Genomic DNA, 21,258 nt, shown 5'->3' with positions numbered 1-21,258 from the left:
GCTATTGCCTCATCGTGACTGGCACGTGAATACTCTGCAGAAGCTTCTGCAGCAGCGAATCCACACTGACGTTGTCCAGACGCGACTCCGGCCGCAGCAGAATGCGGTGCCCCAGGGCATAGGGTGTCAGAATCTTTACATCATCGGGCAGCACATAATCACGCTCCTGCAGGAACGCATACGCTTTACAGGCCATCATGAACGACAAGGACGCACGCGGACTTGCCCCGAGCAGCACCAGCGGATGCTCCCGGGTCTGGCGAACGACATCCAGCAAATAGTTCAGGACGGGATCGCTGATATAGACGGAGCGGATTTCCTCCTGAATGGAAGCAATCTGGTCCATGCCCGTTACCGGAGACAGCCTGTCCACCGGCTGGCCCTCCTGATGGCTCAGCAGCAGATTCTTCTCGGTTTCGCTATCCGGGTAGCCAAGGCTGATCCGCAGCATGAAGCGGTCAAGCTGGGCTTCGGGCAGCGTATAGGTGCCCTCGAAATCAATCGGATTCTGCGTCGCGCAGAGCATAAACGGATGCGGAAGCGGATATGTCTCACCATCCACCGTTACATTCCGTTCCTCCATGACCTCCAGCAGCGCAGACTGCGTTTTGGTTGTGGCCCGGTTAATCTCATCGGCAAGCAGAATATTCGTCATGACCGGACCCGGGCGGAAATGAAACATTTCATCGCGCGGATGATAGACGGATACACCGGTAATATCGCTTGGAAGAATATCGGGATTACACTGAATCCGGCGGTATTCCCCGGACATGGATCTTGACAGCGCCCGTATCAGTTGGGTTTTGCCCGTCCCCGGCACATCCTCGATCAGGACATGGCCGCCGGCAAGGAGAGCGGTAAGGAGCAGCTCTATTTCAAATGTTTTACCTAGAATGCAGGATTCAAGATTATTGCGGACAGCGCTCATAATTTGCATGGATTCTTGACGTACGGGCATATAGGGTGAACCTCCTATGTCAGAATAAGCAGAATAATTATATTTTACATGATCAGGGACCCCAAAGTACATTATTATGGAAGTCTACTTCCTCTGAAACTGTTAAAAAGCAAAAAAAGCCATAAATGGCTTTTCCCCCGATTCATTCGGACTTGTGGCACAATGTGCCTAAATGCTGCTCAACGATCTCTTCAAGCTGCTCCGGAGAGAGCCGGCCCGGCTGCATAAGCTGATGGTAAGCAAGCCCGTCTACCAGGGCATACAGCTTCTCCGCTTCCAGCTCCGCCTTCATTCCCGGTCTGGTCAGGCCGCTGTCGATCAGCGTCTGAACAACATCCCGTGAGGCCTTGTACAGCTTCTTTTGCATTTCACTTGATAGCTGCTGCAGCTCCGGATGGATTAACGCTTTGGCGTTAAAGGAAAACCAGACCTCCATTTCTTTGATTCTGTCCTCATTAACCGGCAAAAACTGCAATAAAGCGTTCTTCAAATCCTGCAGCAAAGGCCCCTCAAAGGCCATTTCCTGAACCCGCTGCTCTATACGCTCCACGTACAGATTCATACAGAAGGCAAACAGCTCCACCTGTGAGCTGAAATAATGGCGCATGGAGCCGACAGACAGCCCGGTCTCCTTGGCGATATTACGGACAGTGGCCTGTTCAAGACCGGATTCCTGAATGATCCGCAGTGCGGCTTCGGCGACGATATGTCTCTGTTTATCATGATCTACGATTTTTGGCATGTTTCTATTATACCTGATTTTATTTTTTAATACATCGTGCTATAATGATTTTTATAATACAATGTACTAAAAAAGAAGGAGATTAGACAACAATGAATGCACCTAACCCAGAAGTACCAAGAAAACAAGCTTCCCCCTTAAAAAGAAGGATTAAAAGGACATTGTTCACCCTGCTGTTCGCAATTGCCCTCATTCTCACTTCAGGCTTCTTCTATGAATGGGTTGCCTCCAAGCAGGCCGCCCGTGATTATCCGCCTCCCGGTAAGCTGGTGGATGTGGGCGGTTACAGGCTCCATATCAATCAGGCCGGTTATGGTTCACCCACCATTATTCTTGAAGCGGGCAGCGGGGAAACAAGCCTGTCCTGGCGTGATATCCCGCAGGAGCTGGCCAAATTCGCCACGGTAGTCAGCTATGACCGGGCAGGTTATGCCTGGAGCGAGGCAGCCACCCGGGAAAGAACGGGAAGCAATATCGTGAAAGAGCTGCATGATGCACTTGAGCATGAAGGAATTAAAGGCCCTTATCTGTTAGTAGGCCATTCCCTGGGCGGAATGTACGTCCGGTTGTTCGCACAAACTTACCCCGATGAGGTGAGCGGACTTGTTCTGGTTGACGCGAGACCGGAAAATGATGAACGGGACACGAAGGAAATTCTGAAGCAGGAAAAATTCAGCGGTAATCCGCCAGCAGCTCTGCTGAGCCTGCTGAAGAGCTCAGGCGCATTAAGGCTGTTCCGCAATCAGCTTCTGGAAGGACTTGTGGCCAAGGAGGACCGTGAGGAATTTATCAATGTCATTGCGAAACCAAGCTTTTTTACAGCTAAAGAAGAAGAAGGTAAGCTGGCCTCATCAACGGAGGATGCCATCCGCGGTCAAAATTTAGGCGACCTTCCGGTAAAAATTATTGCCCGCGGAATGGCTCCAGACTATCCTGCTTCCGGTATCTCCTCTGAAAGCGGCAGGAAGATAGAGGCTATTTGGCAGGCCGGACAAAGGGAGATGCTTAAGATTTCAAGTAACAGCGAGCTGATTGTCGCGGAGAAAAGCGGCCATTATATTATTCATGATGAGCCGGAACTGGTGATTAAGACCATCCGCACATTAGCACAGCCTTAATACAAGCAGCATCCGGCGTATCTGGGGTTTTCCCTATTTAAGTTGAACTTAAGATATTCATATTGGGGTCTGGTCGTAACTGCGGGGAATGTTTGGACTTCCGGCCGCTGTTGTCTGCAGATTTCTTGATTTGTACCGCTGTTCGCGGTTGAAATCCGCAGACAAAGGCGGACGCGTTCGCTCCTCCAGTTCCAAACTTCCCCTCCGTCACTTCGGCCCTTTTATGTTTTTTTAAGTTCAACTTATATAGGTGCGCTTATTTTGTTTCCTTAGATACAAGCTCGTTCAGACTCACAATCAAGCTTTCAAGCTGCTTGAAGCTCTCCACCATATGATGGGTCATATTGCGCTGCTCCTCTACACCGGCCAGAATTTCTTCCGTTGCGGCGCTGGATTGCTCGGTGACACTCGAGAATTCTGTAATTTCGGTAACGATCTTCTCGGAGAAATGCTTCATGCCCGATGAGCTTTGCTCCACATCCCCGGCCTGCGCCAGCACCTTGTGGGCATTGGACTGGATGGACTTGAACGTTTTCTCAGTGTTTTGTACGGATTCGGTGCCGATCTGTAGAATGTCACGGCTGTGTTCAAACTGTGCAATAATCTTTTCTGTCTCTTGCTGTAAGCTGGCCAGCACTTCGCTGATCGAGTCAGCCGTCTGCCCGGAGCTCTCGGCAAGCTTGCGGACCTCTCCCGCTACGACGGCAAACCCTCTGCCATGCTCTCCAGCGCGGGCCGCTTCAATAGAGGCATTCAATGCCAGCAGATTGGTCTGCCGCGAGATTTGTGTGATTCCCTCCAGCATCTCATGCATATCGAGACTACGCTTAGAGAACTCCTGCATCTGCTGCGAGGTGCTGTCCATCACTTCCTGCAGCTCGGCAAATTGCACCGTCAGCATGGAGATATTTCCGCTTCCCTCTTCACTAGCCCCTGCCGTTTCCGCAGACAACTGCTTCATCTCCTGCGAATAGCCCGCCACGTCCCGGATGTGCTGATCCGATACCGAGATAGACTCCGTAATGTCCGAAATGCTGCTTGCCTGGTATTCAATGCCTTTGGATACCTCTTGGAAGCCGATGACTACTTCGCTTGTGATAGCCTCTACCATCTCTACTTCTTCTTTGAAATTGCCCGTAAAAGCATACAGGCCGTCCACTGCTGTTTTTACACGGCCCAAAAGATACTCAACCTGCTCGCCGGAAGCCTCTACCTTATCGCGCTGCTGCTCACTCTGCAGAAACAATTTACGGTTCAGGAAGGATACACCCAGCAATACGGCGCTGATCATAACAAATACGACCAGGATATCTACATAGTCCAATAAGGTTGAAGCAGCACCGGTCCCCGAATGCCCCATTTGAAGCTGAATGAATATATTGATAGCATTCGCACCAGCCGCAATCGCAAAATACTCATAGCTCGGGTAAAAAAGCAGCATCGAGCAGAGCAGGAGCGCTACCGGAAGACTAATACTCTCCAAGTTCAAATAGACCGATAATAATGTAAGAATGCCGGTGAACACCCACGGAATGACGCGGATTCCCTTTTTCTTCAGGTTAAGCACAGTTAAGACAACACTAAGAGGGACCGAAACCGCACTAGTCGTCCACAAATCCGGTTCTTGAAATGCCAGTACCACGCCAATCGCGGTCACAACCCAGAAGACGCTGATAATAATCTTGTTTCTCATCCAAATAATCTCTGTCAGTCTTTGATTTTGCACTATCGCACTTCCCCTGTCATAGTATATGAAACCTATTTTCTCACTTCTATATCGTCATTATTCGACAGGTTTTTAACAATAATTCTGTTTATTTCTCCCATGAGCCTATTTATGCAGTAGAAACGGGCGTGCTGTCCTCTGGAAAAAGCGTAAAAGCCGCCTGCTGGCGGCCTTCCCGAGTAACAATATATTATTGAACCGCTGCTTCTAGCCCTTGGGACGCACCACGAGCGCTGCCAGGAACGAGAACACAATCGCGGACGAAATCCCCGCACTGGTCACGTCAAAAATACCAGTAACTACTCCAACCCAGCCGTCACGCTGCAGTTCAGTCAGCGCTCCGTGGACCAGGGAATTCCCGAAGCTCGTAATCGGGATGCTGGCGCCGGCGCCGGCAAATTTCACCAGCGGATCATACAGCCCGAAAGCGTCGGCAATTGCCCCCAGCACTACAAGCGTACTCATGGTATGGGCGGGTGTCAGCGCCAGCACATCAAACATCAGCTGGCCGATGACACATATGGCGCCCCCGACCAGAAAGGCCCATAAATAAATCATGCCCCATCACCTCCCATCTCCAGGGCCACAGCGTGAGCCACGCATGGAATGGTCTCACCCTGCTGGTAAGACAAAGGTGACAGCAAAGCTCCGGTGGCGACAACCAGCACCCGATTCAGCTCGCCCTTCTTCATACGTTTGAGGATATGCCCGTAAGTTACCGTCGCAGAACAGCCGCAGCCGCTCCCTCCGGCAATTACGTATTTCTGTTTATTAAGATCATAGATCAGCAGGCCGCAGTCATGGAATGTCGTCTGCTCCATCGGAATGCCTTCCTTGGCTAACAATTCCTTGGCAATCGGCAGGCCCACAGAAGCAAGGTCTCCGGTTACTATTAAATCGTAATATCCGGGGGATAAGCCCGTATCGCGGAAATGTGCGGTTATGGTATCCGCAGCCGCCGGAGCCATTGCAGCACCCATGTTAAAAGGGTCCTTGAGCCCCAAGTCCATAATTCGGCCCATTGTCGCCATGATAACATGCGGTCCCTTTGAGGAGCCGTCATTACGGCCAACGACGGCGCATCCCGAGCCAGTCACGGTATATTGGGCGGTTGGAGGCTTCTGGGAGCCATATTCGGTTGGATAACGAAACTGCTTCTCTACCGTACAGTTATGGCTGGACGTTCCGGCAAGCACATATTTGCTGCCGCCGGAATCCACGATCATCGAAGCGATGGCGAGGCTTTCCATCGAAGTGGAGCAGGCCCCGAATACCCCGAGATAAGGCACACCCAATTGTCTGGCGGCGAAGGAGCTGCTGATAATCTGGTTCATCAAATCACCGCCGACGAAAAACTCCAGATTCTCCTCCTCCACCGCCGCATTGATCATCGCCAGCTTCGCGGCCTTTTCGAAAAGAGCGCGCTCAGCCTTCTCCCACGTCTTCTCATCCATTTTCAATGTATCGTAAATAAAATCAAAATCAGATGTCAGGGGACCTTCCCCCTCCTCCGGTCCTACAACCGCAGATGATCCGAGAATAACAGGACGGGTGGTATACTCCCAGGTCTGGCTGCCAAGCTGCTTCATAATTTAATGCGCACCTCCCCAGCCCATGATGGCACACACAACGCCAATAACAAAAGCGGCAACCACCCCGAATACAATAACTGAGCCGGCCAGCTTGAACATATTCCCACCGACCCCGAGCACCAGCCCTTCCGCGCGGTGTTCGAGCGCTGCGGAGCACATGCTGTTGGCAAAGCCCGTAACGGGAACCGCTGTGCCTGCACCGCACCATTGGGCGATTTTGTCGTATACGCCAAAGCTGGTCAGGATCACGGAAATCAGGATCATCACCGCAACCGTCGGGCTTGCAGCTTGTTTGGAGGTCATATTAAATATCGCCATAAAGGCCTCCTGAATGCCTTGTCCGATCACACAGATCAGACCGCCCGACAGAAAAGCCCGGACACAGTTCTTGAATACAGGACGGGAAGGGACGTAAGGCTTGGACAAATCTTCATAATCCTTCGGGGTCAAGGTGTCAAGCCGCAGCTTGACACCCGACTTTTTAGTTTTTGACGGCAAACAAGAACACCTCCTGAGCAGGATGGGAAAGGGCCTCAAGCCTATGCTTCAGCACAGATTGTTTCCCTTTCGGAGTTACTTTGTTAAAAGTTATCCTTATTGTTTGCCGTATGCCGCCGCGTTATGTCTCCCCCAGCTCAGGAAAAATACAGCAGTACAAAGATCAGCAGCATGAACAGAACGATAATAAGCACAGCTTCCTGCTCCCGGCTGTACCGGCGGCGGTATCTCTGCATTCTGCGGACATGCACACTTCTGGAGAAGCCGTGTATTCCCGTCTTGGGCATGCTTCCTGCTCCCCTCATTCGCCTTCGCTTCCTTTCCAGGGCCCCTGCCTGCAGGGCCACTATTGCATAGTATTCGCAGAGGTAGTGCCCAGTGTTCATTTTGCCCCGGAATCATGGACAAGTAGGGCTACAATGTTCATACTAGTTGTTAGTAAAGGAGAGATATGTAAATGAATCCAGAAACACTTGACCTGTTCAAAACATTGACTGAATTTCCCGCAGCCCCTGGCTTCGAGCGCGAATTACGTGCTTACTTCAAGGATGCCTTGGCCCCATACACCGATGAATTCGTACAAGACCGCCTTGGCAGCCTGTTCGGCGTGCTGCGTGGTAAGGAGAATGGCCCCAAGATCATGGTAGCCGGACATTTTGATGAAGTAGGGTTCATGGTTACCGGCATTACCGACACCGGCATGATCCGCTTTCAGCCGCTGGGCGGCTGGCTTGGAGCGGCGGTTGCCTCGCAACGGCTGCAGATCATCACGCCAAAGGGAACGCTCACCGGCGTTGTCGGCAGCACCCCCATCCATCTGATGAGCGACGATGAGCGGAAGCAGCCAAGCGACATCCGCAAAATGTACATTGACATCGGTGCGGACAGCCGTGAAGAGGCGCAGAGCTTCGGAGTAGCTCCGGGGCAGCAGATTGTGCCGATCTGCCCGTTCACCCTGCTGGCCAATCCGAAGAAGATTATGGCCAAAGCCTGGGACAACCGCTACGGCGTTGGACTCGCGATTGAGCTGGTCAAGGCGCTGCACGGCAAAAAATTGCCGAACACCGTCTTCGCCGGTGCTACCGTGCAGGAAGAAGTAGGAACACGCGGCGCGAAGACATCGGCAAATCTGCTGCAGCCGGATATTTTCTTCGGCCTTGATGCCAGCGCCGCCGCCGACATGACCGGTGACCGCCAGGCCTTTGGCCATCTCGGCCAGGGTGCTCTGCTCCGCATCTTCGACCCGACGATGATCACTCACCGGGGACTGATCGAGTATGTGCAGGATACGGCGGAGACCCACAAGATCAAATATCAGTATTTTGTCTCCCAGGGCGGGACGGATGCCGCTGCAGTGCATGTCAGCGGAATCGGCGTGCCGTCCGCAGTGATCGGCATCTGCTCGCGCTACATCCATACAGCCACCTCCATCATCCACAGCGATGATTATGCCGCTGCCAAGGAGCTGCTGATCAAGCTGGTGGAAGGGCTGGACCGCACCACCCTGCAGACGATACTGGAGAATAGCTAGTACAGCATCAGTCTTAAAGCTGTAGCTTAGGACGGAGTCTTTGTGGTTCAGGGCGAGAGGGCAGTTACGACTAGACCCAATATGAAAATCTAAAAACGGGCGGATCAGGAATATAATTCCCGGTCCACCCGTTTTTTATTGTATTTGAAGCTCCGGGCAAGCCATCAGTTCCGCGAACGGATCTCCTGGCGCATGAACAGATAATAGGACAGGCCGAAGCAGAGAACCGTCGCGGCAAGCAGGCCGGTAAGCTCCGGCCAGACGAGCAGCACACTCTGCCCGAGCGAGAGCGGACTTGAGATCGCCCCCACTAGCTGATCCATCGTCAGCGGACCGAGGGCGCGGACACCCGGCGACAGCAGAGTGGTAATCGTCTCCGAGAACAGCTCGGTCGGCGACAGCCGGTTAAGGGCCAGAATGAAATGGGCATGGTGGAGCTGCTCGCTGACTGTAGCCATCTCGGAGACTGCAGTGGCGCTGTCGATCAGATTAATGATCATGCTGTAGAACAGAGTCAGGAACAGCCAGACGGCGATTCCCGACAAAGCGGAGGTGGCCGCCTGGCGGAACCGGATGGAGAACAGAATCGAAAGGTTGAGCCAGAAGCCGATATAGACAATGGCGATGATCAGGAAGAACAAAATACGCCAGAATTCCTCGGGAGTCGGCGGATAGCCGATGGTCAGGAGGCCAAGCCCCGTAACGAGCAGCCCCAAAGAAAAGACCACGACGGCAATCAGCAGAAGCGAAGCGGTGAATTTGGCTTTGAGAAAGTCATCCCGGTAAATGGGCTGTGACAGCAGCCGTCCAAGAGTGCCTTTGTTCCGCTCTGAATTCACCGCATCGAAGCCCAGCGAAATACCGATCAGCGGACCCAGCCAGGATAAAAATGTAGTGAAGGTCGGAATGGACAGTGTGCTGCTGGACAAGGTGAACATTTTCAGGAATAAAAAGGCCGTGGTGCCCTGCTCCTGCTGTCCTCCGCTCTTGATGGAGCTGATGGAGGAGTAAATGGAGCCGATACAGGCCAGCACGATAATGCCGATCAGGATCGAGAACCGCCAGCTGCGGATATGATCCCCAAGCTCCTTTTGCACCATAACCCAAAATGCGGAGCCGCTGCTGCTGCCCTGCTTGCTCCGGGCAGCGGATGGCGCTTCGCCGCCGCCCTGAAGAAATGCGCGCAGTCTGGTCCAGCCCGTCCGCAGCGGAGCGGCGGCGTTTTGCGCTTTTACGGTCATGCTCCTTCCTCCTTCTTCTCGAAGTAGCGGTGGTAGATTTCATCCAGCCCGAATTCTTTGCGGGAAATATAATGCAGCTCCGCACCGCTCTGTACCGCCTCAAAGGCAATGGCAGAGGTGAGGTTCCGGTCGCAGGTCAAGGTGGCAAGCACGCTGCCTGCCGGCGCGTTCTCCTTGTTCCAATTCTCCGTTTTCAGCCGCAGCACGCCTTCAATGTCTTGAAGACGGCCCGCCAGCTCATCGCTCCAGGGCTGCACAGCCAGCTCCACCTCGAACCGCAGCTCCTGATTCAGCTCCCTGGACAGGGTGGCGATATCTCCGCAGGCAATCAGTCTGCCTTGAACGAACAGCCCCACCCGGTCGCAGATTTGCTGCACCTGCTGCAGCTGATGGGAGGATAGCAGGACGGTAATCCCCTCGTTACGGCTCAGATCGGATATTAGAACCAGCAGCTCCCGGACTCCTTCCGGGTCAATGCCCAAGGTTGGCTCATCCAGAATGATGACCTCGGGGTTCTTAATCAGCACATCGGCAAGGCCCAGCCGCTGGCGCATTCCCCGGGAATAGGTGCCCACCTTGGCACGGGCGCTTCCGGCCAGCCCTACCTTTTCCAGCAGCCTCTTTGCATTCCGCGCCGCCTCATCTGCAGCAATCCCGTTGAGCCGGGCCGTATAGACCAGATTGTCCAGTCCCGTGCGGTCCTCATAGAATCCGATATCATCCGGCATATAGCCCACCCGGCGTTTGACCTGCAGCGCCGACCGCGCCGGATCGTAGCCGCAAATACGCGCGCTGCCCGAAGTCGGCTCTGTCAGCCCCAGCATCATCAGGATGGTGGTGGTTTTGCCTGCCCCGTTCGGCCCGAGCAGCCCGAAAACCTCTCCCTTGCGGATCGCCAGACTTAAGCTGTCCACAGCCGTGAATGTACCGTACTGCTTTGTCAGACCGCTGAGTTCAATTACCGGTTCGATGTTCGTATCCATAATAAGCTTCACCGTCTTCCGAATTTGCGGAACAGGTAGTAGATGCCGCCAATGACGGCGGCAATGATCAGCACGCCGATCCAGCCCCAGAAGACGGAGCTTTTCACCGTAACCCGCAGATCGGCTGTTGCTGATTTGGCCGCAGACCCTGCACTGAGGCTTACCACATAGTCCCCCGGCAGTGAATTTCCGCTGGATTTGATGACTGCCTGGGTTGTTGCCGTCGCCCCAGGTTCAATCTTGCGGATGGAAGAGGGATCGAAGGACACCTCCCAGCCTGTCGGCGTGCCCTGTGAGGTCAGTGATACATCCTCAAGCGGCGCGCTGCCTGTATTCGTAACCACCAGATTAATCCGCCGTTCCCCGCCCGCCTTGATATCCGTACTCAGCAGATTGTCGGAGGTGCTGAGCTGAATTCCGTAGGTTCCGGTGACTACTGCTTCAAGTTCAGCTTTTGTGCTGGTTGAGCCGCTTGTGGCCGTAACCGGAATTTTATAGGTTCCCGCTTTTACCTGTTCCGGCGGTTTGGCTTCGATGCTGATATTTTTCTCCGCTCCCGCATTAAGCTCCACAGAGGTGACGCTGTTGCCGTCCGCCTTGATCCGTACATCCCAGCCGTCGGCGGCCTGTGCGGCAAGCGCGTAGGACTGCTTTTGGGCTGTATGATTTCGCAGAACCGCGCTATACGTAAAGGTAGTATCTGAATGGCCCTCCATATTGGCCTGATCTACAGCCAGCTCTGTCTTAAAGGTCCCCTGCTCGGATACGTTAACCTTGAGCTGCAAGGAATCCTGCCCGGGTGCTGTTACAGCAAAAGTATAGCTTCCCTTATTGATTTCCAAAGGAACCTGAAGCTGCAGTGTGACACTTTGCGTATCCCCGCCTTTAACGGCGAGCTGCTGCACCTGGCGTCCTCCGGCCGTCAACTCATACTTCCAGAAGTTCCCGCCTGCATCAAAGGAAAGTCCCACCTTAGCCGTTGACGATCCATGATTGATCACATCCACCGGATAAGACACAGACTCTCCCGGCGCCGCGGACAATTCAACATAAGGGGTGTACAGCTCCACCGCTCCCGCCGCCGCTGCCTTCGGCAGACCTGCATTCGAACTCCAGACCAGGCCGGACAGCAGCAGGATCAGCAGTGCCGCCAGCGGTTTACCGCATCTTTTCAGCATAAATCATTCCTCCTTCGGTATTGATCCGTAAAGGATACGAACGAAATCAGACGTTGGATTTACCTTGAGAAATAAATTTTTCCGGGGGTTTAAAAAGAATAATTTTAGTGGTACAAAGAAGACAGTGAACATAGGAAGCGGACCGAGGAAGTTGTAAGGGAGGAAGAACAGCGATGGACCCTCATAACGAGGCGATGGCCGAAGCGCTGGTGCAAATGTGCGAGGGCTCTACAGCCGCGTTTGATGAATTTTATGGCTGCTATGCGCCTTTCGTCATGCAGATCGCCTATCGGCAGACACAGGACTTAATGGAGGCGGAGGATATTTGCCAGGATATCTTTTTGGAGGTGCTGCGCAAGGGCAGAGCCTATGATCCTTCACGCGGCACGATCAAGGCCTGGCTGGCGGTAATGACCCGCAGCCGCTGCATCGACAGGCTGCGTCGCAAGGCGAGAATAGAACCTCTGGCCGATCCCGATGCCCTGCGCCGGGACGAGAGCGGTCCGCCGCAGGAGGACCCGGTTGTGCGCCGACTGCAAAGCGAGGCGCTGGGAAGTGCGATGCAGCGGCTTCCCGATAACCAGAAGAAAGCCATTCTCGGCTCCTATTATGCCGCCCATACGCATCAGGAGCTGGCGGACTCCTGGAGCGTCCCGCTCGGCACAGTCAAATCATGGATCAAATACGGCGTCGCCAATATGCGCAAGCAGTTCATCAAGCAGGGCTGGATGGAGCAGCCGGAAGGAGACACACGCAATGAACCGTTACAGAAACGAAAATCCTGAATTTCACTTCGGCGGCAGCAGCTCCCGTGTACCCTCCCGCCATTTCAGCGAAGAGGAATGGATTGATTGGATCGGAAATGCCATTCACGGCAGCAAACGGGAGGACATGCGCCAGCATCTGGCAGAGTGCTCCGCATGCCGTGAAATATATGATATCTGGGTGCCGCTGCTGTCGGCACCATTTCCTGCCGCAGCGGAGGAGCCAGCGGTACATTTCGAAGCAGCCGAAGGAAGCGGGGACACCGGCGCAGACTATAGCGGAGCAGCAGCCGTTCAGGATGCGCCGGCTCCCTCCCTCTTTCCGCCGGACGCTGTGCGGCGGAAATTAAGACGCCGCGTCCGCCGGACGGGATGGCGGCGCAGACTTGCGGAGCTGCGCCCCGCTTACCGGCGCGGCGCAGCAGCCGCTGTCCTCTGCGGCGCGGCCGTGCTGCTGCTGCTCGGCCTGTACGGAACGGAGCAGCACGGAAGCTCCGAACAGAACCGCTATATAAGCAGCTATGAGCCTCAGGCGATGACAGTGCTCAACAGGCCGGAGACAGTGGCCTATCCGCTGGACCGGAGCCAAACGGATCAGTTCTCCGGCAATGTGTGGTACAACGGCAGCTCCCAGGAGCTGTTTGTGCTAATCGAGAATGTTGCGCTGGGCGACAATCGCTCGATTCAGGCCTGGGCAGTGAAGGGCGGCAGCAGGAATACGCTGGGGCTGGTGCAGATTGAGGACGCGAAGGGCCATCTGTACGTAAAGGGCGGCCACCTCGGGGAAGCGGACAACATTGCCCTGACCGTGGAACCAATGGGCGGCAGTCCCAGTCCAACCTCCCCGGACGCGGTCTGGGTTCACCTGGGCAAAAGGTAGCCTGGACTGGCCCGTTATACACAAAGGGACCTCAGCCTCAAACCGAGGTGAAGTCCCTGCTTCTTTTTAAATGTAAACGCCGTTGTTCTTAATCGTATCCTGGTACCAATAGAAGCTATCCTTCTTCGTTCTTGCCAGCGTAGTATAATCCACATGAATCAGGCCGAAACGCATGGTGTAGCCAAAAGCCCATTCGAAATTATCCATCAGCGACCAGGAATAATAACCTTTGACCGGAATGCCCGAAGCGATGCAGCGCTCCAGTTGGATCAGATGCTTATGGATAAAATCAATCCGCTTCTGGTCCGCTACCACACCATCCACCGGCCCGTCATTATAGCAAGCGCCATTCTCCGTAATATAAATCGGGATATCTCCATACAATTCATGAATGCGGCTGAGAACGGTGTAAAAGCCCTGCGGGTAGATCGGCCAGCCAATGTCCGTGTGCTCGTACCCCACATCCACTGTGCTGAGCTGCATCAATCCGCCCTCACTGTCATGGCGGGCCACAGTCCCGTTATAATAGTTGATGCCCAGAATATCAATCGGCTCGCTGATCAGCTCCATGTCGCCTTCCTCTATATGCAGCTTCGCTCCGGCAGCCTCGAACCATTCCACCAGGAAGGACGGGTACTTGCCTTTGAATACCGGGTCCATGAACCATTCCAGGAACCAGCCGGTCTGCCGTCTGCAGGCTTCGATATCCTCCTGGCGGGTGCTGTACGGTTCCATCCAGGTAACATTTGGCGCATAGCCGATTATGCCCTCAAACCCCAGCTCTCTGAATTTTCTTACCGCTCTGCCGTGGGCCACCATCAGGTGATGAGCTACGTCGAGAGCAGTCTGCAGATCTGTTTTGCCCGGGGCGTGCTCGCCGTAGTAGTAGGAGAGAAATGACGCGCACCAAGGCTCGTTTATCGTGTACCACTGTTTGATTTTTCCATGAAAGGCTCTGAACACTGTCTCGCAATATCCTTCAAAAGCATCTATGGTGCTGCGGTTGCTCCAGCCTCCCTGATCCTCCAGTGCCTGCGGCAAATCCCAATGGTAGAGCGTGCAGACAGGCTCAATGCCGTTCTCCAGCAGCATGTTGATAAAATCCTCATAATACGCCAGACCCTGCGGATTCACCTCGCCCGTTCCCTGCGGAAAAATACGCGGCCAGGCGATGGAGAACCGGTATGCCTTGATGCCAAGCTCTTTCATCAGCGCAATGTCTTCAGGATAGCGGTGATAGCTGTCGCAAGCGGTATCGCCATTGTCGGCGTTTACAACCTTGCCCGGAATGCGGGAAAAGGTATCCCAGATCGAAAGCCCGCGTCCGTCCTCCTGGTAAGCACCTTCGATTTGATAGGCGGCTGTGGCGGCCCCCCAGGTGAAATCCTGCGGAAATTGAATCTTGGTCATAAAACAATAAAACCTCCTGTTATTCTTGTTAGCATGATTTGGAGTGCTTCCGCTGCTCCTGCAAGCTTCAAATATGTTATGTAACACTTACTATATTATAAATTGCAAGCAGGAGCTTGAACACTTATTTTATTTTGTTATCCTATATTTAGTTTTAATACCAAACACAAAATAACATTGTAAACATGGCCAATAACGGCAGAAATGCCGTTGTTTACTCCCTTTCTGGCTGTGGCACGCCCAACAACGGCAGAAATGCCGTTGTTTATTCACTTCCCAGCCGTGGCACGCCCAACAACGGCAGAAATGCCGTTGTTTACTCACTTCCTGGCCGTGGCACGCCCAACAACGGCAGAAATGCCGTTGTTTACTCACTTCCCAGCCGTGGCACGCCGGACCAAAATAAAGGGCCGCCCCCACGACGGGACAGCCCCTTCTAACCAAACCAACCTCAAGCCATATCCAGCGGCACCTTCCAGGCCGGCTGCGGAAAAGCGTCATCAAGCTTCCAGCATTCCTCGTTGCTAAGCCGGATCTTCGCGGCGGCCGCGTTCTCGGCGACATGCCGTCGGGTGGAGGCTTTGGGAATGGCAATCATATTGCCTTCACGGATACTCCAGGCCAGCATGACCTGCAGCGGAGTGACTCCGTGGTTCCGGGCAATCTCCAGTACCGTTTCATTCTCGGCAAGCCCTTTCCGGAGCGTGCCTGCCTGTGCCAGCGGAGAATAGGCCATAACGGGAATGTTGTGGCTGCGCTGCCACGGGAGCAGCTCATGCTCAATGCCTCTTGAGCCCAGGTGATAGAGAACCTGATTCGTGGCGCAGCGGTCACCGCCAGGGATGCGCATCAGCTCCCGCATATCCTCCGTATCCAGGTTGGATACGCCCCAGCGGGCGATTTTACCGGAGGCTACCAGTTGCTCCATGCCTTCTACTGTCTCTTCAAGGGGAACGTTCCCCCGCCAGTGCAGCAGGTAGAGATCCAGGTGATCCGTGCCCAGCCGCTTCAGGCTTGCTTCACAGCTGCGGGCGAGCCGTTCTTTTCCCGCATTATGCGGATATACCTTGGAGACCAGAAACACGTCGTCGCGGATTCCCCGGATGGCTTCACCAACCAGCTCCTCGGAGCGCCCTTCTCCATACATTTCGGCGGTATCAATCAGTTGCAATCCTAATTCCACACCCAATCTTAGCGCGGCAATTTCTTCGGTCCGGCTGGCAGCGCTGTCACCCATATTCCAGGTGCCCTGCCCGAGTCTCGGCACAGAGGTTCCATCCGGCAAGCGGGTAGCATCGAATATATTGGTATTCATTGGCGAAAGTCTCCTTCTACTGGATTGGGTAACTTAATATACCTACCATATATACTTACCATGTTGCTCCCTCCGAAACATCGTACAAGTGTCCATTTTTTTAATTTAATTGTGATCGCTTATTCCCAAGTCTTTGGACCTTGTTCGTTAAGAAAAACGGGCTTTTCTTGGCAAGCAGACTGTTAAGAATCAAGAGCACAGCAACCTGCAGGTATTCTGCTGCCAGGATTTTTTCGTAGGATGCCGGATTGGCGATAAAAGGGAACAGGTTAAGCAGGGCTTGCTTTTCAAAATTTATATTCCAATACAGCCAATAGAGCAAGGCAGCGCCATAACCGGCATAGGGATTACTCAATACATTAGCAATACTCATGGACAGCGTTCCGAGCATCAGGCTGCTGCCGCAGGCGAACAGTACATATTCCAGTAAAGAAATCGGCTCTGGAGCAAAATCATTATGGACTAGCTGAGACAGCCTGAACATTCCGCTCGCAAGCAATACGAATACCAGCAGCAGAACAGCCATAATGCAATATCTCTGCAAAAATGTGTGAACAGGCTTCCGGTTCGACAGATAAGCAATTTCCGCAAAGCTGCTGCTCTTATCTATCATCACGATATCCGTGAACAGAACGACCCCCACAAAGGGCATATACAGGGTGCTGATATTGGTAAAATCGAAATAGGTCGGCGCGTACATGAGAACGGGAAGCATAGCAACAAACAGCAGGCAGCCAAGCCAGTTGATTGGAGAAAACAGGAGCTTCAGATTATATCTCATAGGACTACCGCCTTGCTTAAGCTGTTGCTCATGCGCTCATACAGCTTGCAGGCTGCAACAATCATCACCGCTGACAACAAGAGATAGATCCCCCGATTCAGCATAACCTCCTGTGAGCTTACCGCCTGCCCATCAAGCCGGATAATCGCTCTGAACAACACACCGAAGCTGCTCCCGCCCTCAAACACCCCCGGTGTTGCATTATAAAGAACGTAGGCAATATAGACCGGGAACACAGCGATGGCTTTCTTAAACAGCAGCATAAGGAGCATAATAAATGCGCTCAGAAAGACCACCGTCGGCAATAGATAAACAACGAAATCCTTGAAAAAGAACGTGTACCCCATATCCCATCCGGCATAGGCAAACCGGGCTGTGCTAATCAGGTTCAGAACCATTCCGAACCCATAAAAGTAGAGCAGCAGAGGAAGCAGCGTCCCTAAATACCGGGATACGATATATTTTGCAGAGGATATGGGCTGTGAATATATCATTTCGGACATATTATGCCTTGAATCCCTGGTGAACAAAAGCAAGAAGAGAGGAAACATCAGCATTGCCGCACATATTTGCATATAGGTAACATATTTTTCGTATAGCTGCGGCCCGTATCCCGTTGTTCCTACAGCCCTTTGCAGGTTCTGGTTGACCTCCGCAATGCTGCCTATTTTCTGGCTGAACTGATTTTTGCCGGCACGAAGCCAACCGCTAATCCATTCGTCCTCATGCATGGCTGTATACACCTCATCAAAGGTTTTGTTCTGCAATAACCCGATCACATGTCTGGCATCGTTCACTCTCTCCGCAGGAATGCTGCCGGTGTCTATATTGTCCTGAAGGTATTGTATGGTTGCAGACTTTAATTCAGCCTCCGAAGCCGGAACGAACAAATATTCATGTGCACCGCTTTTTTGCAGCACTTCAATGTCCTTAGCATTATGTACAGGGTAATGAAAAACCTCCTTCATTTGATCAGCAACAAAGATTGTAAATAGACACAGCAGGGCAATGAATGTAATGCTTCGCAGTTGGTGTTTGACCTCAAAGGCCGTCAATCTGAGTCCCTTCACCCCGCTACGCTCCCTTTTGCCGTCATAAATACATAGGCAGCTTCGAGTGTGGCTTCATTTCCGGGTGTCATCGCCAATAATTCAGCTAATGTGCCGCCAAACAGCAAGCTGCCTTGCTCCAAAATAGCGAGCTTATTGCAGGTATACTCAATATCCTCAATGATGTGTGTTGAATAAAACGGTGCTGCTCCTGCTGTACTCGCTTAACAGCTTGCGGATTCGGATTCTTTCCTCTGGATCAACGCCAGCCGTAGGCTCGTCTACAATCAGGATAGGGGGATTCCCAAGCATGGCCTGCGCGAGGCCCACCCTGCGTTTCATCCCGCCAGACAGCTGCCGGTATTTTTTCTTTTTATCCTCCAGCATATTTACTTTTTCAAGCACCTCTGTGATGGGCCGCTTCTGCTGATCTTTCGTAATTCCGCGCATAATGCAGATGTACTGCATGATTTCCCATACGGTAAATTCCTTATAGAAGCCAAATTCCTGCGGCAGATAACCAATATTCCTTTTAATTTCCATAGCGTTTAAGCGATTGCTCTCCATACCCAGAACATGAACGCTGCCCTTTGTCGGTTCAAGCAGTGTCGTTAATATGCGCATTAAGGTTGTTTTGCCCGAACCGTTGCGGCCTAGCAGGCCGAAAATTCCTTTGCCGATTGATAAAGATACATCCCTTAGCGCGACCGTATCCTTGCCGAATTGCTGTGTTAAATGTGAGACCTGAATTGTCACTTTACATCCTCCCTTATCCTGGAGGGGAAAATAAAAAAGCACCATCTTCCCCTTAAGGATATGGTACTCATTATTGTTCAACTTTTTATCAAGTGCTGGCATGAAAGGTTGCGCCAATGCTTGCCCCTCCAGCGGGGCCGTTTGATAAGAGCAGCTGGCCTTGATGTTTTTCACAAATGATTTTACAAATATACAGACCCAGCCCAAAATGTTGTGCATCCTTTCTATCGTCAGCACGGTAAAAGGGATCGGCGGCCTTGTGGATGGCTTCCCTACTAAATCCGCGCCCATCATCGGCAACCGTAATTGTAAGCGCCTTGTCATCCGCAATAACGGCAATATCAATCCGCTTGTCAGCGTAGCGGGCCGCATTGGACATCAGGTTCTCAAAGACCTGCAATACTAAATCCAGGTCTACTGCAATCATTTCTGCCGCCTGCTTCAAAGGTGTAAAGCACACCAGCTTATCCCCCCGCACGATATCCGCAGTTTCCCTAAAAGCTTGCAGCACCCCGGAGAGAGCAATTTTTTGCGGATGGGGTTCGATTTCCTCTAATTTTTGTATGCCATTTACATTTTGTACGTATGACTCCAGACGTCCGATCTGATTGCCCATCGTGTGAATAGTGGATATTACTTTTTCCTTTGGCAATTGATCTTCTTCCAGGTGGCTTGACAGAAACTCGGCATATCCGCGCAATACCGTCAACGGGGTTCGCAAATCGTGGGTAAAAGCGGCGTTAAGCCTTTTTCTCTCCTCCACTGACCGCCACAGCTCCCGATTGTTCTTTTCGAGCACACCCCGCATTTTCTCAAAGGAGGCACAGAGCCTCCCCATTTCATCCTTACTGTTATATTCCACTGAAAAGTCCAGATCGTTGGCGGTGATTTTTTCTGAGGCTGTATGGAGTACTGACAACGGAGCGCGCAATTTATTGCGATAGAACAGCATGGCAGCTGCTCCGATGCATAGCAGATAGGCGAGAGGACTAACCACTTCTTGAAGCACATCTAAGGCAAATAGCTTATGCTTATCTTGTGCGGAGTAATTGGGTTCTACAGGCTTCTCAATGATTTCGGCACCATCCCCAAGCCGTTTACCCTCCTCCGTCGTTAAGTAGTAGCGTTCGCTTTGTCCTGTAAAGTAGGAGGATTGAATTTTCTCTGTGGCGATATCAACGGTTTTCAAAGCAAGCCCGCCAAGCACAGTGGCCAGCAGCATAAAAAACAGCATATACAGCGCAAAACTTTTGCGGATAGAGAGGTCGTTCAGCCATTTTTTCACTTTACCCACTTGTATCCGACCCCCCAGACGGTCTCAATATGCGATTTAGCACCCGCCGCCGCCATTTTTGCTCTGATTTTACGGATATGCTCGGCTACCACGGACGCATCCCCCGGACTGTCGTACCCCCATAGCTTTTCGTAAATTCGTTCTTTATCGAAGATTTGTCCACGGTTTAGTGATAGTAATTCCACAATCTCGATTTCTTTTTTTGCCAGTAAAATAGGAACATTCTTATAGCTGATTTCCTTTGCAGCATAATTAATGGCTAAGTCATCTTCGAATTTGGCTTTTATTCTGGTCAGCCCTCTTTGGTCGCGCCGAATGTGGGCGGCAACCCTTGCGCTAAGCTCATCGAGAGAAAATGGTTTGATCACATAATCGTCTGCGCCAAGCCCGAAGCCAAGCACCTTATCTGCATCCTCAATCCGCGCCGTTAAGAAAATAATCGGGCAGGACACAAAATTGCGTATCCGGTCACAAACCTGAAAGCCATCCATCCCCGGCATATTAATATCAAGCAGAATAACGTCCGGCTGCTGCTCTGCTTGTTGAATGGCTTCCTCGCCGCTCCCGGCGGAAAGCACTTCATAGCCATCCTATTCAAAATGGTCCTTCAATAAGCTGATAATATCTTGTTCGTCGTCAACGATTAATATCCGATTGCTCACTTCGCAAGCACCTCCATATCCCATAAAGGATATAGCACATTTATCAACTATTGATCAACTCTCATCGAAGCTCACCCTAATATCTTGAGGCCTACAGCCGATCCGAGAATCATGACGATGCAGATAATCCGCCGTATGCCGCGCCCTTCTCCATACAGCACCATGCCGAGCACCGCTCCTCCGGAAGCGCCGATTCCTGTCCATACCGCATAAGCTGTCCCCATCGGCAGACTTTTCATAGCCTGTGACAGCAGCAGCAGACTGCCCCCGAAGCCCAGCAGGAACAGGCAGAAGGTCTTCCAGCCGCGCTCCTTATGGAGCTTGCCGAGCATAGCCACCCCGAGCATCTCGAAGCAGCCTGCGGCAATCAGCATTAGCCAAGCCATGTTATGACACCTCCTTCATCCGGGAATCTCCGGTAATTAGCTTGAGGCCGATGACCCCGGCCAAGAGCACGAATATTAGCGCCAGCTTAATCAGCTTGAACGGTTCACCGAACCACAGCATATCCACAAGGACAGTACCAGCAGTGCCTAGTCCAACAAATACCGAATATACTGTACCTACAGGCAGCTTGGAGCTGGCAACGACTATGGTGTAGAAGCTGATTACAAGCGCCAGCCCCGTGATGATCCACTCCCAGGGAGCGGACGCATGCTTCAATCCGGTTACCCACACAACCTCCAGGCAGGCGGCCCCTGCGATTGTCACCCATGTACTATTGTTCTTCATCTGGAAATCTCCTCCTCTTGTGTAAACAAATAAGCCCGGAAGGCCATC

At 52.5% G+C, this 21,258-nt stretch carries 23 protein-coding genes; 4 read left to right on the top strand and 19 right to left on the bottom strand.

The features are described 5' to 3' along the window. Position 1: 1 nt before the first annotated feature. A complete protein-coding gene (locus tag AC0LWN_RS09790; RefSeq protein WP_474664695.1) occupies positions 2 to 958 on the bottom strand; it encodes an AAA family ATPase in 957 nt (318 codons plus the stop codon). Positions 959 to 1,100: 142 nt separating this feature from the next. Continuing rightward, positions 1,101 to 1,700, bottom strand: coding sequence for a TetR/AcrR family transcriptional regulator (locus AC0LWN_RS09785; protein ID WP_474664692.1), 600 nt, complete (start codon positions 1,698 to 1,700; stop codon positions 1,101 to 1,103). A 92-nt stretch (positions 1,701 to 1,792) separates the two neighbouring features. Between AC0LWN_RS09785 and AC0LWN_RS09780 the strand changes: the two genes are divergently transcribed. Next, a complete protein-coding gene (locus tag AC0LWN_RS09780; protein WP_474664690.1) occupies positions 1,793 to 2,818 on the top strand; it encodes an alpha/beta fold hydrolase in 1,026 nt (341 codons plus the stop codon). Between the two features lie 256 nt (positions 2,819 to 3,074). On the opposite strand, the gene AC0LWN_RS09775 is transcribed toward AC0LWN_RS09780, so the two are convergent. The 5 genes from AC0LWN_RS09775 to AC0LWN_RS09755 all read right to left on the bottom strand — a co-directional run bounded on the left by AC0LWN_RS09775 (position 3,075) and on the right by AC0LWN_RS09755 (position 6,921). Further along, complete coding sequence (locus AC0LWN_RS09775; RefSeq protein ID WP_474664688.1) at positions 3,075 to 4,544, bottom strand: methyl-accepting chemotaxis protein; 1,470 nt, start codon at positions 4,542 to 4,544, stop codon at positions 3,075 to 3,077. Positions 4,545 to 4,751: 207 nt separating this feature from the next. Then, positions 4,752 to 5,102: a stage V sporulation protein AE gene (gene spoVAE, locus AC0LWN_RS09770; protein ID WP_458964690.1), complete on the bottom strand. Its 351-nt coding sequence runs from the start codon at positions 5,100 to 5,102 to the stop codon at positions 4,752 to 4,754. After that, a complete protein-coding gene (gene spoVAD, locus AC0LWN_RS09765; protein WP_474664686.1) occupies positions 5,099 to 6,133 on the bottom strand; it encodes a stage V sporulation protein AD in 1,035 nt (344 codons plus the stop codon). Before spoVAD ends, spoVAE begins: the two co-directional genes overlap by 4 nt. A gap of 3 nt (positions 6,134 to 6,136) precedes the next feature. Then, positions 6,137 to 6,586 carry a stage V sporulation protein AC gene (spoVAC, locus tag AC0LWN_RS09760; RefSeq protein ID WP_474665004.1) on the bottom strand — a complete coding sequence of 150 codons (450 nt, stop codon included), beginning with the start codon at positions 6,584 to 6,586 and terminating at the stop codon, positions 6,137 to 6,139. A gap of 185 nt (positions 6,587 to 6,771) precedes the next feature. After that, positions 6,772 to 6,921 (bottom strand): hypothetical protein, encoded by a 150-nt coding sequence (locus AC0LWN_RS09755; protein WP_458964688.1) that lies wholly within the window; start codon positions 6,919 to 6,921, stop codon positions 6,772 to 6,774. A gap of 170 nt (positions 6,922 to 7,091) precedes the next feature. On the opposite strand from AC0LWN_RS09755, the gene AC0LWN_RS09750 reads away from it, so the two are divergent. After that, the gene (locus tag AC0LWN_RS09750; protein ID WP_474664684.1) at positions 7,092 to 8,165 is read left to right on the top strand and encodes a M42 family metallopeptidase; all 1,074 of its coding nucleotides are present in this window, start codon (positions 7,092 to 7,094) and stop codon (positions 8,163 to 8,165) included. 164 nt (positions 8,166 to 8,329) lie between these two features. Here AC0LWN_RS09750 and AC0LWN_RS09745 read toward each other — a convergent pair whose 3' ends face one another. The 3 genes from AC0LWN_RS09745 to AC0LWN_RS09735 are packed head-to-tail and all read right to left on the bottom strand — an operon-like array spanning position 8,330 to position 11,567. Continuing rightward, a complete protein-coding gene (locus AC0LWN_RS09745) occupies positions 8,330 to 9,406 on the bottom strand; it encodes an ABC transporter permease (RefSeq protein ID WP_474664682.1) in 1,077 nt (358 codons plus the stop codon). Continuing rightward, a complete protein-coding gene (locus tag AC0LWN_RS09740) occupies positions 9,403 to 10,389 on the bottom strand; it encodes an ABC transporter ATP-binding protein (RefSeq protein WP_474664680.1) in 987 nt (328 codons plus the stop codon). Before AC0LWN_RS09740 ends, AC0LWN_RS09745 begins: the two co-directional genes overlap by 4 nt. Positions 10,390 to 10,397: 8 nt before the next feature. Beyond that, positions 10,398 to 11,567 carry a COG1470 family protein gene (locus tag AC0LWN_RS09735; protein ID WP_474664678.1) on the bottom strand — a complete coding sequence of 390 codons (1,170 nt, stop codon included), beginning with the start codon at positions 11,565 to 11,567 and terminating at the stop codon, positions 10,398 to 10,400. A gap of 173 nt (positions 11,568 to 11,740) precedes the next feature. Between AC0LWN_RS09735 and AC0LWN_RS09730 the strand changes: the two genes are divergently transcribed. Together AC0LWN_RS09730 and AC0LWN_RS09725 are read left to right on the top strand one after the other, a co-directional pair. Then, on the top strand, positions 11,741 to 12,352 hold the full coding sequence (locus AC0LWN_RS09730; RefSeq protein ID WP_458964683.1) for an RNA polymerase sigma factor: 612 nt from the start codon (positions 11,741 to 11,743) through the stop codon (positions 12,350 to 12,352). Further along, a complete protein-coding gene (locus AC0LWN_RS09725) occupies positions 12,324 to 13,211 on the top strand; it encodes an anti-sigma factor (RefSeq protein WP_474664676.1) in 888 nt (295 codons plus the stop codon). Before AC0LWN_RS09730 ends, AC0LWN_RS09725 begins: the two co-directional genes overlap by 29 nt. Positions 13,212 to 13,277: 66 nt before the next feature. Here the strand turns inward: AC0LWN_RS09725 and AC0LWN_RS09720 are convergent, their stop codons facing one another. The 9 genes from AC0LWN_RS09720 to AC0LWN_RS09680 form a co-directional block, all read right to left on the bottom strand. Then, on the bottom strand, positions 13,278 to 14,621 hold the full coding sequence (locus AC0LWN_RS09720) for a GH1 family beta-glucosidase (RefSeq protein WP_474664674.1): 1,344 nt from the start codon (positions 14,619 to 14,621) through the stop codon (positions 13,278 to 13,280). Positions 14,622 to 15,072: 451 nt separating this feature from the next. Further along, positions 15,073 to 15,936, bottom strand: coding sequence for an aldo/keto reductase (locus tag AC0LWN_RS09715; protein WP_474664672.1), 864 nt, complete (start codon positions 15,934 to 15,936; stop codon positions 15,073 to 15,075). 100 nt (positions 15,937 to 16,036) lie between these two features. Then, a complete protein-coding gene (locus AC0LWN_RS09710; protein WP_474664670.1) occupies positions 16,037 to 16,717 on the bottom strand; it encodes a hypothetical protein in 681 nt (226 codons plus the stop codon). Then, positions 16,714 to 17,787, bottom strand: coding sequence for a hypothetical protein (locus AC0LWN_RS09705; RefSeq protein WP_474664668.1), 1,074 nt, complete (start codon positions 17,785 to 17,787; stop codon positions 16,714 to 16,716). Before AC0LWN_RS09705 ends, AC0LWN_RS09710 begins: the two co-directional genes overlap by 4 nt. 156 nt (positions 17,788 to 17,943) lie before the next feature. Then, positions 17,944 to 18,522: an ATP-binding cassette domain-containing protein gene (locus AC0LWN_RS09700; RefSeq protein WP_474664666.1), complete on the bottom strand. Its 579-nt coding sequence runs from the start codon at positions 18,520 to 18,522 to the stop codon at positions 17,944 to 17,946. Positions 18,523 to 18,610: 88 nt separating this feature from the next. Continuing rightward, entirely contained in the window at positions 18,611 to 19,816 is a 1,206-nt protein-coding gene (locus tag AC0LWN_RS09695) for a HAMP domain-containing sensor histidine kinase (protein ID WP_474664664.1), read from the bottom strand. Continuing rightward, positions 19,804 to 20,394 (bottom strand): response regulator transcription factor, encoded by a 591-nt coding sequence (locus AC0LWN_RS09690; RefSeq protein WP_474664662.1) that lies wholly within the window; start codon positions 20,392 to 20,394, stop codon positions 19,804 to 19,806. The genes AC0LWN_RS09695 and AC0LWN_RS09690 overlap by 13 nt, the downstream gene beginning before the upstream one ends. A gap of 155 nt (positions 20,395 to 20,549) precedes the next feature. Further along, on the bottom strand, positions 20,550 to 20,864 hold the full coding sequence (locus AC0LWN_RS09685; RefSeq protein ID WP_474664660.1) for a DMT family transporter: 315 nt from the start codon (positions 20,862 to 20,864) through the stop codon (positions 20,550 to 20,552). Between the two features lies 1 nt (position 20,865). Continuing rightward, positions 20,866 to 21,210 (bottom strand): DMT family transporter, encoded by a 345-nt coding sequence (locus AC0LWN_RS09680; protein WP_458964673.1) that lies wholly within the window; start codon positions 21,208 to 21,210, stop codon positions 20,866 to 20,868. Between the last annotated feature and the right edge of the window lie 48 nt (positions 21,211 to 21,258).

It is taken from the genome of Paenibacillus sp. sgz302115 (assembly GCF_056120445.1).
The sequence above is the reverse complement of the archived record's forward strand: the minus strand, read 5'-3'. Positions and strand labels throughout refer to the sequence as shown.

What these genes read in the sequence shown, in the direction of transcription:
- AC0LWN_RS09790 (WP_474664695.1), bottom strand. Translation starts at nt 958, where the DNA reads ATGCCCGTACGTCAAGAATCCATGCAAATTATGAGCGCTGTCCGCAAT.
- AC0LWN_RS09785 (WP_474664692.1), bottom strand. Translation starts at nt 1,700, where the DNA reads ATGCCAAAAATCGTAGATCATGATAAACAGAGACATATCGTCGCCGAA.
- AC0LWN_RS09780 (WP_474664690.1), top strand. Translation starts at nt 1,793, where the DNA reads ATGAATGCACCTAACCCAGAAGTACCAAGAAAACAAGCTTCCCCCTTA.
- spoVAE (WP_458964690.1), bottom strand. Translation starts at nt 5,102, where the DNA reads ATGATTTATTTATGGGCCTTTCTGGTCGGGGGCGCCATATGTGTCATC.
- spoVAD (WP_474664686.1), bottom strand. Translation starts at nt 6,133, where the DNA reads ATGAAGCAGCTTGGCAGCCAGACCTGGGAGTATACCACCCGTCCTGTT.
- AC0LWN_RS09755 (WP_458964688.1), bottom strand. Translation starts at nt 6,921, where the DNA reads ATGCCCAAGACGGGAATACACGGCTTCTCCAGAAGTGTGCATGTCCGC.
- AC0LWN_RS09750 (WP_474664684.1), top strand. Translation starts at nt 7,092, where the DNA reads ATGAATCCAGAAACACTTGACCTGTTCAAAACATTGACTGAATTTCCC.
- AC0LWN_RS09745 (WP_474664682.1), bottom strand. Translation starts at nt 9,406, where the DNA reads ATGACCGTAAAAGCGCAAAACGCCGCCGCTCCGCTGCGGACGGGCTGG.
- AC0LWN_RS09740 (WP_474664680.1), bottom strand. Translation starts at nt 10,389, where the DNA reads ATGGATACGAACATCGAACCGGTAATTGAACTCAGCGGTCTGACAAAG.
- AC0LWN_RS09735 (WP_474664678.1), bottom strand. Translation starts at nt 11,567, where the DNA reads ATGCTGAAAAGATGCGGTAAACCGCTGGCGGCACTGCTGATCCTGCTG.
- AC0LWN_RS09730 (WP_458964683.1), top strand. Translation starts at nt 11,741, where the DNA reads ATGGACCCTCATAACGAGGCGATGGCCGAAGCGCTGGTGCAAATGTGC.
- AC0LWN_RS09725 (WP_474664676.1), top strand. Translation starts at nt 12,324, where the DNA reads ATGAACCGTTACAGAAACGAAAATCCTGAATTTCACTTCGGCGGCAGC.
- AC0LWN_RS09720 (WP_474664674.1), bottom strand. Translation starts at nt 14,621, where the DNA reads ATGACCAAGATTCAATTTCCGCAGGATTTCACCTGGGGGGCCGCCACA.
- AC0LWN_RS09715 (WP_474664672.1), bottom strand. Translation starts at nt 15,936, where the DNA reads ATGAATACCAATATATTCGATGCTACCCGCTTGCCGGATGGAACCTCT.
- AC0LWN_RS09710 (WP_474664670.1), bottom strand. Translation starts at nt 16,717, where the DNA reads ATGAGATATAATCTGAAGCTCCTGTTTTCTCCAATCAACTGGCTTGGC.
- AC0LWN_RS09685 (WP_474664660.1), bottom strand. Translation starts at nt 20,864, where the DNA reads ATGGCTTGGCTAATGCTGATTGCCGCAGGCTGCTTCGAGATGCTCGGG.
- AC0LWN_RS09680 (WP_458964673.1), bottom strand. Translation starts at nt 21,210, where the DNA reads ATGAAGAACAATAGTACATGGGTGACAATCGCAGGGGCCGCCTGCCTG.